The organism is Kribbella jiaozuonensis, from assembly GCF_005233875.1.
Classification (GTDB): domain Bacteria; phylum Actinomycetota; class Actinomycetes; order Propionibacteriales; family Kribbellaceae; genus Kribbella; species Kribbella jiaozuonensis.
The window spans coordinates 18,312-28,014 of sequence record NZ_SZPZ01000009.1; the positions used below are offsets into that span (position 1 = coordinate 18,312).

Below are 9,703 nucleotides of genomic sequence, written 5' to 3' on the forward strand. Positions count from 1 at the left end.
CGGTATGTGGCGTTCACGCAGTACTCCAACGGGGCGGTCCCGACAGACCGCGGTAGTAGACACAGCGCGAGGAGCAACCATGACAGAGACGGTGACCGGCCACTCGGGGTCGACCAAGCGGTCGGCGGCCGGGTTCCGCGGGCGGAAGAACGCGCCCACGGGACTCACCATCGAGCGCGTCTTCAGCACCGAAGGCGTCCACCCGTACGACGAGGTGACGTGGGAGCGTCGCGACGTCGTACAGCAGAACTGGAAGACGGGTGAGACGGTCTTCGAGCAGCGCGGGGTCGAGTTCCCCGACTTCTGGAGCGTCAACGCCTCGACCATCGTCACCACGAAGTACTTCCGTGGCGCGGTCAGCCACGACAACCGGGAGTGGAGCCTCAAGCAGCTGCTCGACCGGGTTGTGAAGACCTACCGCAAGGCCGGTGAGGACCACGGCTACTTCACCTCGCCCGGCGACGCGGAGGTCTTCGAGCAGGAGCTCACCTGGCTGCTCCTGCACCAGTACTTCAGCTTCAACTCGCCGGTCTGGTTCAACGTCGGGACGTCCTCGCCGCAGCAGGTGTCGGCCTGCTTCATCCTCGCCGTGGACGACTCGATGGAGTCGATCCTGAACTGGTACAAGGAAGAGGGCCTGATCTTCAAGGGCGGCTCGGGCGCCGGTCTGAACCTGTCCCGGATCCGTTCCTCGAAGGAGCTGCTGCAGTCCAGCGGCGGCACCGCCTCCGGCCCGGTCTCGTTCATGCGCGGCGCGGACGCGTCGGCAGGCACGATCAAGTCCGGCGGCGCCACCCGGCGCGCGGCCAAGATGGTCGTGCTCGACGTGGACCACCCGGACATCGAGGAGTTCGTCGACACGAAGATGCGCGAGGAGGAGAAGATCCGCATCCTGCGTGACGCGGGCTTCGACATGGACCTCGGCGGTCGCGACATCACCTCGGTGCAGTACCAGAACGCGAACAACTCGGTCCGGGTCTCGGACGAGTTCATGCGCGCGGTCGAGGAGAAGGGCGACTTCGGGCTGCGGGCGCGGCTCGACAACTCGGTGATCGAGACCGTCGACGCGCGGAACCTGTTCGACAAGATCGCCCAGGCCGCGTGGGCCTGCGCCGACCCGGGCCTGCAGTACGACGACACGATCAACGACTGGCACACCACGCCGGAGACGGGCCGGATCACCGCGTCCAACCCGTGCTCGGAGTACATGCACCTGGACAACTCGTCCTGCAACCTGGCCTCGCTGAACCTGATGAAGTTCCTCCGCGACGACGACCTCTTCGACTCGGAGAAGTTCGTCAAGGCGGTCGAGCTGATCATCACCGCGATGGACATCTCGATCTGCTTCGCGGACTTCCCGACCGAGGCGATCGGCGTCACCACCCGCGCCTACCGGCAGCTCGGTATCGGCTACGCCAACCTCGGTGCGTTGCTGATGGCAACTGGTCACGCGTACGACTCCGACGGTGGTCGCGCTCTGGCGGGCGCTATCACCTCGCTGATGACCGGTACGTCGTACAAGCGCTCCGCGGAGCTGGCCGGCATCGTCGGTGCGTACGAGGGCTTCGAGCGGAACAAGGACGCCCACACCCGGGTGATGCGCAAGCACGCGGCGGCCAACGACGCGATCCGGACGATCCACGAGATCGACAAGGATGTCCACAAGCACGCGGCCGAGGCGTGGGACGGCGTACTGAAGGTCGGCGCGAAGAACGGCTGGCGGAACGCGCAGGCCTCGGTGCTCGCACCGACCGGCACCATCGGCTTCATGATGGACTGCGACACCACCGGTATCGAGCCGGACTTCTCGCTGGTCAAGTTCAAGAAGCTGGTCGGCGGCGGCTCGATGCAGATCGTCAACCAGACCGTCCCGCGGGCGCTGCGGCAGTACGGCTACACCGAGGAGACGATCGAGGCGATCGTCGAGTACATCGCGGAGAACGGCCACGTCGTCGACGCCCCGGGCCTGAAGCCGGAGCACTACGAGATCTTCGACACCGCGATGGGTGAGCGGGCCATCAAGCCGATGGGCCACGTGCGGATGATGGCGGCGGCGCAGCCGTTCCTGTCCGGAGCGATCTCGAAGACGGTGAACCTGCCGGAGACCGCGACGGTCGAGGAGATCGCCGACGTCTACTTCCAGGGCTGGAAGCTCGGCCTGAAGGCGCTCGCGGTGTACCGCGACAACTGCAAGGTCGGTCAGCCGCTGGCGGACGCGAAGGCGAAGAAGGCCGTCGAGGCCGAGGCCGCCGTCGCGGAGAAGATCGTCGAGAAGGTCATCGAGTACCGGCCGACCCGCAAGCGTCTGCCGAAGTCGCGTCCGTCGCGCACCACGTCCTTCACGGTCGGCGGCGCCGAGGGTTACATGACCGCGGGCTCGTACCCGGACGACGGTCTCGGTGAGGTCTTCCTGAAGATGGGCAAGCAGGGTTCGACGCTTGCCGGTGTGATGGACGCCTTCTCGATCGCGATCTCGATCGCCCTGCAGCACGGCGTACCGCTGGAGACCTACGTCCAGAAGTTCACCAACCTGAAGTTCGAGCCGGCCGGTCTGACCGACGACCCGGACGTCCGGATGGCGCAGTCGATCATGGACTACATCTTCCGCCGCCTGGCCCTGGACTACCTGCCGTTCGACGAGCGGGCCGCCCTGGGCATCTACTCGGCGGACGAGCGGTCCCGGCAGCTCGACACCGGTTCCTACGAGCCGGCCCCGGTCGAGGTGTCCGAGGCCGAGTCCCTGAAGGCGGTCGAGCCGGTGGAGCCGTCCGCAGCTGACAAGCCGGTCGAGGCGGCCTCCGCCAAGCCGGTCAAGGGCGAGGCCCACACCACCGCCGAGATGCTCGAACTGATCACCGGCACCTCGGTCGACGCCCCGCTCTGCTTCACCTGCGGCACCAAGATGCGCCCCAGCGGCTCCTGCTACGTCTGCGAAGGCTGCGGCAGCACCTCCGGCTGCAGCTGATCCACCGGTCGGCAGCCGGCTGCCTGTGCAGAGCCACAGCAGCCAGCTACCTCCCGAACTGATAGCGCCACGGCCCCCGGGAACTTCCCACTTCCCCCGGGGGCCGAGGTGCGTGCCAGGGCTACTTCGCCCCGGGATCAGTGGCCGGCGCGGTCCGAGTCGGCGGCGGCTTTCGCCGTACCGTCCAGGTTGGTCAGGGCCGTCAGCTCGTCGGCCGTCAGGTCGAAGTCGAAGACTGCGAGATTGTCCGCGAGGCGGCTGCGGTCGGCTGACTTCGGGATGGGTACGACCTCCTGCTGGGTCTCCCACCGCAGTACGACCTGGCCCGGCGTCCGCTCGTACTTCTTGGCGAGCTCCTGCACCGTCGGGTTGCTGAGCAGGTCGGTGCCCTTGCCCAACGGACTCCACGCCTCCGTCACGATTCCGTGCTTGGCATGGAACTCGCGTTCGGCGGCCTTCGCCCACACCGGGCTCAGCTGTACCTGGTTCACCTCCGGCGTCACGCCGGTCTCGTCGATCAGCCGCTGCAGGTGCGCCGGCTTGAAGTTCGACGTACCGATAGCGCGAACCAGGCCGGCGTCCCGAAGCGCGATCAGCCCCTGCCACGCCTCGACGTACCGATCCTGGTCCGGATTCGGCCAGTGGATGAGGAGCAGGTCCAGGTACTCGAGGCCGAGCTTCTCCGCGCTCGCCTCGAACGCCGTCCGCGCGCCCTCGACGCTGTGCCACCTCTTGTTGAACTTCGACGTCACGAACACCTCGTCGCGCGGCACACCCTTCAGCGCCCGCCCGACGCCGACCTCGTTGCGGTAGTTCTCCGCCGTGTCGATCAGCCGATACCCGAGCTCGAGCGCCGTACTCACGGCCCGCTCGGCATCCGCATCGTTCATCGGCGACGTCCCGAGCCCGATCCGCGGCATCGCAGATCCGTGACTCAAAGTGACGGTTGGGGCCTGACTCATCCAACTCCTCCTTCGGCTGACGCTGCCCGGACACCGTACGCCGATCACAATCCGCACCCTCTGTGCCGACCGTCCGGAACCGGCCGGATCCGCCGTACGCCGTACGGCCCGGGTGCCCTGTCTCAGGCCCGGGAAACCACCCTGCGAACTGTCGGATCCGTGGTTCATGATGGTCCCGTGGGGCCTCGAAACACGTTGGAGGGGTGGGCAAATGAAGAACCGTCTGATCACTCTGGTGGACCTCGGTCTGGACAGCTCGTTCGACGCGTCGATGACGTTCGTCCAGGGCATCACGGGGAACATCAACGCAGGCTGGAACCGGCCGGTGATCGACGTGAACTTCATCCGCAGCCGCGATCACGAGACCGCCTTCTCCGCCCTGACCACCCCGTCCTCGGTCCTGCACGTGATGGCACACGGTGACCACAGCGAGGAGCCGTCGTTTCTGTCCACCGACGGTCAGACCCAGGTTTCGCTGCGGTCGCTCGCCGATTGGTTCCTGGACCGCCAGTGGGGAATCGCCAGCGGCGTCGTCATCGCCGACGGCTGCAAGACCGGCATCGGCAAGTGGCAACGCGCGATCCGCGACTGCCTCCAGGACGACATCACCTACATCGGCACCAGCACCGTCATCGGCTGGTACGAAGCAACCGTCTTCTGCTCCGCCTTCTACGGCGCCCTGGTCCGCAACCGAGGCCTCGGCCGCACCCCCGCCGAGCAAGGCTGGGACGCCGCCAACCGAGCCATCCGCGCCTACGAAACCCTCACCGACCAACGCTGCCCCTACAAACCGGTCCTCCTCACCCCCTCCCGCCAAGCCCTCCGCTCCCTGACCGGATGACCTGTTCGTCCCCGGCAGGTGGTTAGGCGCCGGCGTGTCCAGGTCGTGGGCGGCGACACGCTTTTGGTGACTACTTTGGGTGAGGTATGTGAAACTTTTTGTGGACTCGTCGTGTGGCGCAGTCTGTGGTCTGGGTTGCCGGTGGCTCGGATGGTGTGAGGACGGGGAAGCCGTCTGAAGTGCATTGGCCGACCTGCTGACCTCCGCCCGACGCGGTGAAGGAACGCGCCCATGAAGCTCCACCGGAACTCCCTCCTGACTGCTGCCGCGATTGTGCTGGTGCTGTACCTCGTGTCGCTGGTCATCGGCCTGCCGGGCTGGTCGGCCGTGGTCCTCACCGTGGTGCTCCTTGTCTTGCTGGCCGTCGTCTGGAAACAGCCCGACGAACCCCGTCCAGTCGTGACCAAGCCGGCGCCGCCGTCCGTCGTCCTGCCGGATCCGGATCCCGTCTTCACCGGTCCACCGTCGCGGACCGTGAGCGACGTACGGCTGCCGTCCGCGTCGCCCGACTTCCAGTTCAGCTTCTCGGCTGTGGTCCAGTGGTCGACCGTTCTGTCGGGATCGCGCCATGCGGACCTCGGCGCAGTAGCAGTCGACGCCTTGCTGGAACGAGCGCGATCGCTGACCGCGAGGCAGCAGGTGACCGAGGAGTCGCTCAACCAGCACCGCCTTGCGGCGCTTCTCGGCGAACCTGCGCTCGACGAGAAAGGCCTGGTACGCAGCTGGGCCACCGAGGTGCGGCTGCGACTGCCGGATGCGGATCACAAGCACCTCCTGCATCTGGCCGCCCTGCATCGGCGGGAGCAGACCACCCTGCTCGAGCGCCGGATGGAGCAGGACAAACGCGCCTACCTGAAGGACGACGTCTTCGCCACGCCTGGCTCGGCCGCGGTCTGGTGGCTGGTCAACCACCCTGGCGACGTGGAGACGGCACTCGGTCTCCTCGACACCCTCGCCGAATTGTCGGCCGCGGCGAACGATCTCCCCATCCGCCGTACCTCGGCAGAGGAGATCGAACGCCAACGGCCGACCCGCGCCGAACTCGCCTTCAGCGCGGCAGTCGACGATCTGACCGACATCGACTCCGACGCCGCGGAGCCGCAACAGAACGGCGTGAAGAGCCCGACCGACGAGTCGAACCAGCGTCCCGTCCCACGGCATGCGCCGTACCGAGAGCAGTTCTACTCGGAGTAGGCCGGCGAGGAGTAGGCCGGTGAGGCGGGCCGGCTGCAGGGTGGGCCCGCCCCACCGAGATCGGCTACGCATAGCTACTCGTCCAGCCAGCGGATGGTGCTCGATCCACTGTGACCGTGGATGGTCAGCAGTGCGTCGATGCCGTCCGGCCAGACCGTGGTAGTCGCGAACCGGCCGCCCCAGTGCAGCGCGACCGTCCCGTCGCTCCACTCGACTCCCTCGGCGATCACGCCCGTACCGCTGACACCGGAGGGGTCGGCGTGACGGACCAGCTGGAAGCAGCGTGGCCCGGACGTGCTCGCGACTTTCAGATGACGCCGCCGTGTGGTCCGCGGCAGCGTCGCGGTTCTTCCGGTGATCTCGTCCATGCGCCAAGTCAACGCGTGGGCGGCTGTCCTCACCAGGAACTCAACCGGTATCCACAGCGCACAAATTCTGCCCACCGGCGGTCACCTAATCGCCATATTCTGATAGCAGGGAGTAACCGACAGGCAAGGGAGCGACAAGGATGACAGTCATCGACGAGTGGACCGGTCGGCACGCGCATGCCTTGCGTACGGCGCTGCGCCTGACCAACGAAGCCTTCGCCGAGCACCTCGGCATCTCGCCGCGCACACTGACGAAATGGCGGGAGAGACCGGAGCTCGTGCCAAGTCCCTTCCTCCAGGAGGCGCTCGACACCTACCTCAAGCAGGCACCACCCGACGCCCACCTGCGCTTCGCCGCCAACCTGGGCCTCGACCAGCGGCGGGTGCCGATCGACGACACGGTGTTGGTCCAGCTCAACACGGCCCTCGGCGACCTGGCCCGCGCCCTGGCGCGACTGCAGACCGACGATCCGGAGCGATCTCGCACGGCTTGACCGCGAGCGGCAGACTGGGCGCCGCAATGCGAGGTGCGGAAGGAGCCACAGGTGAGGCGACGCCCGGTGAATTCGTCGAGTGTGCGGTCGGTCGGATGGTCCGACGGCACGCTGGAGCTCGAGTACGTGAACGGCTACGTCTACCAGTACTTCGACGTCCCACAGCCGACGTACGCCGCGCTCCTGGCCGCGCCCAGCATCGGCGCGTACATCAACAAGCACATCAAGCCGTACTACGAGTTCCGCGAGATCTGAGTTTCTGTCAGGTTCGCGGCGGGCACCGGAGGAGCGCAGCACGGGGGCACGTCGAACAGGAGATGGACATGGCTACCCGAAGAGCTTCTGCGACCCGTTCCCGCGCGATCTCGATCATTCTCGTCATCTGGCTGCTGATCGGCCTGGCCGCCGCGGTGCAACGAAACTACTTCGAGAGTTCGCGGACGTCGTGCGCCAAGGTCGGGACGGTGGTCGTCACGATCATCGCCGGCCCGCTGAACTACGTTGGCGCCAACCCGAAGATCGACTGCAACGCGCCTCAGCCGTCGCGGTAATCCAGGTCCGGCGAACCGTGTCCGCCGTACCGTTCCAGCACAGAACTGGATCGGGAGGGGACACGGACATGCTGGAAGAGGAGATCAAGGCCGAGCTCGAGAGATTCAACGTGCCCGGCGCGAGCTGGGTGGTGATCGAGGACGGTGCCGTCCACGAGACCGGTACGGCCGGTCTGGTGGCGGCAGACGGATCTCAGGCCGTCGCGCCGGACACGTTGTTCCAGGCCGCATCGATCAGCAAGCCGATCGCGGTACTGGCGATGCTGAGGCTGGTCGATCGCGGCCTGCTCGATCTCGACGAGGACGTCAACCACAAGCTCACGTCGTGGCAGGTCCCGCCGACCGGGGCGTGGCAACCTGTCGTGACGCTGCGGCAGTTGGCCAGTCACAGCGGCGGCCTGACTGTGCACGGCTTCCCTGGGTACGCCGCGGGCGCTCCGCTGCCCACGACACTGCAGATCCTCGAAGGCGTTAGACCGACCAACACCTTCGGCGTACGCGTCGACCTCGTGCCGGGCACACAGTTCCGGTACGCCGGCGGCGGCACGATCGTCATGCAGCAACTCCTGGAAGACGTCACAGGTACGCCGTTCCGCCAGCTGGCTCGTGAGCTCGTCCTGGAGCCCCTCGGCATGTCCGACAGCGACTACGCCCATCCGCTCCCACCAGAACTCCACAACAGGGCCGCCGTCGCGCACGACGAACGTGGTCGCTCGCTCGAAGGCCGCTGGCACGCGTACCCCGAGCTGGCCGCTGCCGGTCTGTGGACGACGCCGACAGACCTCGCCAAGGCAGCCATCGGCGTTCAGAAGATGTACGCCGGAGTCGACGGCGCGCTGTTGCCGCTCGAGCTCGCCCGGGAGATGTTGACTCACCAGATCGCCGCAGGACAGCGGATCGGCGGGCTCGGACATCTGGGACTCGGGTTCTTCCTCAACGACTCCGGTCAGCGGTTCGGGCACAGCGGGGGCAACGCGGGGTTCCGCTGTCACCTGCTGGCAGACAGGGACACGGGACAGGGCGCCGTCGTGATGACGAACGGCGACAACGGCGGCTGGGTCGTGCAGAGAGCATTCGCCGCGGTGGCCTCGGCGTACGGCTGGGAGGAGTACCCGGCCGAGGTGGAGGCGCCGGATCTGCCGAGTGACGAACTCCTGACGGAACTCGTCGGCACCTACCGGCTGGACGGCAGGATGCGGTTCACGGTGGAGCGCTGGGGGAGCGGCCTGGAGGTGACGTTCGACCGTCAGCCTCCGCAGCTGTTCATGGCGAGGTCGGCGACAACCTTCAGTGCGATGGAAACCGAGTCGGGGTTCGAGGTGCGCGACGGCGGACTGGCCTTCGAGCAGGAGGGAGTCGTGCTCGACTGCGTCCGGGAATAGGTGCTGGGGCTGTCCGGTTACACCTGATGCCGTCCGGTTCGTGACCCCGGGCCTCAACCTAAGCCGCTACGAGCGGCCACTCGCCGAGAGGCGTCTGCTGGACGGTGCGGTACTTGACGAGGTGGGAGCCGGCTGACCGGCTCCCACCTCGTTGTCACCCTCACGAAAACGACTTGTGTGGGTGCGGCATGATGGAGATGTCGCTCGCGGAGACGTGAGTGAGTGATGTGACCAGAGGGACCAGCACTGCTTCCCTCGACACCGGCTCACCGGTGGCGAGGACGGGTGCCGAGGCGCTCGGACGAAGGTCCGGGACCCCGATTTGCATCCGCACCATGAATGTCAGTAATGTTCTTCTTGTTGGAGCGAGGCGCAGGACGCGAAAGCGGCCGGCCCTTCAACAAACTCCCTGAAGGTCTCGGAAGCCGAAACACGCCTCGGCGGGTTTCGGACACTGAGTCGCGCAGGGAGACTGGATCGAAAAAGGCCGATTTGACCGGCTGGAAGCGAAACAGTAAAGTTGGGCGAGTTGCCCCGGAGCTTCAAACGAAAGTCTGAAGCGCGGTGTGCGTCCGATTCTTGAGAACTCAACAGCGTGCCGAAAGTCAATGCCGAAATTTAGCATTATCCCCGTTCATGGGCTTCGGATGATTTCTGCCAGGGACCTTTCTGGGTTTTTGGTGGGGTTGTTTGTTGTCTGTGACGGATTCCTTTGAAATTAATACGGATGACAAGCCAGTTTATGGTTTTGTTTCTGATTCAAAGGATCACTCAATGTAGTCTGTTTTCCGCGGCTTTTTGCTGTGGTTGACATATAGATTTCAACGGAGAGTTTGATCCTGGCTCAGGACGAACGCTGGCGGCGTGCTTAACACATGCAAGTCGAGCGGTAAGGCCCCTTCGGGGGTACACGAGCGGCGAACGGGTGAGTAACACGTGAGCAACC

General features: G+C 66.0%; 9 protein-coding genes and 1 rRNA gene. 8 read left to right on the forward strand and 2 right to left on the reverse strand.

Annotated features, from left to right (window positions below):
• The first annotated feature begins 79 nt into the window (after positions 1-79).
• Positions 80-2,965 carry a vitamin B12-dependent ribonucleotide reductase gene (locus FDA38_RS41925; protein WP_137259677.1) on the forward strand — a complete coding sequence of 962 codons (2,886 nt, stop codon included), beginning with the start codon at positions 80-82 and terminating at the stop codon, positions 2,963-2,965.
• A 137-nt stretch (positions 2,966-3,102) separates the two neighbouring features.
• Here the strand turns inward: FDA38_RS41925 and FDA38_RS41930 are convergent, their stop codons facing one another.
• On the reverse strand, positions 3,103-3,927 hold the full coding sequence (locus FDA38_RS41930) for an aldo/keto reductase (RefSeq protein WP_137259678.1): 825 nt from the start codon (positions 3,925-3,927) through the stop codon (positions 3,103-3,105).
• 211 nt (positions 3,928-4,138) lie between these two features.
• Between FDA38_RS41930 and FDA38_RS41935 the strand changes: the two genes are divergently transcribed.
• Together FDA38_RS41935 and FDA38_RS41940 are read left to right on the forward strand one after the other, a co-directional pair.
• Positions 4,139-4,768, forward strand: a complete 630-nt coding sequence (locus FDA38_RS41935) for a hypothetical protein (RefSeq protein WP_130449426.1) — start codon at positions 4,139-4,141, stop codon at positions 4,766-4,768.
• Positions 4,769-4,999: 231 nt separating this feature from the next.
• On the forward strand, positions 5,000-5,962 hold the full coding sequence (locus FDA38_RS41940; RefSeq protein ID WP_202878073.1) for a hypothetical protein: 963 nt from the start codon (positions 5,000-5,002) through the stop codon (positions 5,960-5,962).
• A 74-nt stretch (positions 5,963-6,036) separates the two neighbouring features.
• On the opposite strand, the gene FDA38_RS41945 is transcribed toward FDA38_RS41940, so the two are convergent.
• Positions 6,037-6,330 carry a hypothetical protein gene (locus tag FDA38_RS41945; protein WP_233715241.1) on the reverse strand — a complete coding sequence of 98 codons (294 nt, stop codon included), beginning with the start codon at positions 6,328-6,330 and terminating at the stop codon, positions 6,037-6,039.
• Between the two features lie 140 nt (positions 6,331-6,470).
• Here FDA38_RS41945 and FDA38_RS41950 point away from each other — a divergent pair, with 140 nt between their 5' ends.
• The 5 genes from FDA38_RS41950 to FDA38_RS41970 all read left to right on the forward strand — a co-directional run.
• Positions 6,471-6,824, forward strand: a complete 354-nt coding sequence (locus FDA38_RS41950) for a helix-turn-helix domain-containing protein (RefSeq protein WP_137259679.1) — start codon at positions 6,471-6,473, stop codon at positions 6,822-6,824.
• A 51-nt stretch (positions 6,825-6,875) separates the two neighbouring features.
• Complete coding sequence (locus FDA38_RS41955) at positions 6,876-7,079, forward strand: KTSC domain-containing protein (protein WP_134111686.1); 204 nt, start codon at positions 6,876-6,878, stop codon at positions 7,077-7,079.
• 68 nt (positions 7,080-7,147) lie between these two features.
• Positions 7,148-7,375 carry a hypothetical protein gene (locus FDA38_RS41960; protein WP_137259680.1) on the forward strand — a complete coding sequence of 76 codons (228 nt, stop codon included), beginning with the start codon at positions 7,148-7,150 and terminating at the stop codon, positions 7,373-7,375.
• A 68-nt stretch (positions 7,376-7,443) separates the two neighbouring features.
• Complete coding sequence (locus FDA38_RS41965; protein ID WP_137259681.1) at positions 7,444-8,757, forward strand: serine hydrolase domain-containing protein; 1,314 nt, start codon at positions 7,444-7,446, stop codon at positions 8,755-8,757.
• Between the two features lie 821 nt (positions 8,758-9,578).
• A 16S ribosomal RNA gene (locus FDA38_RS41970) occupies positions 9,579-9,703 on the forward strand; the annotation flags it as partial.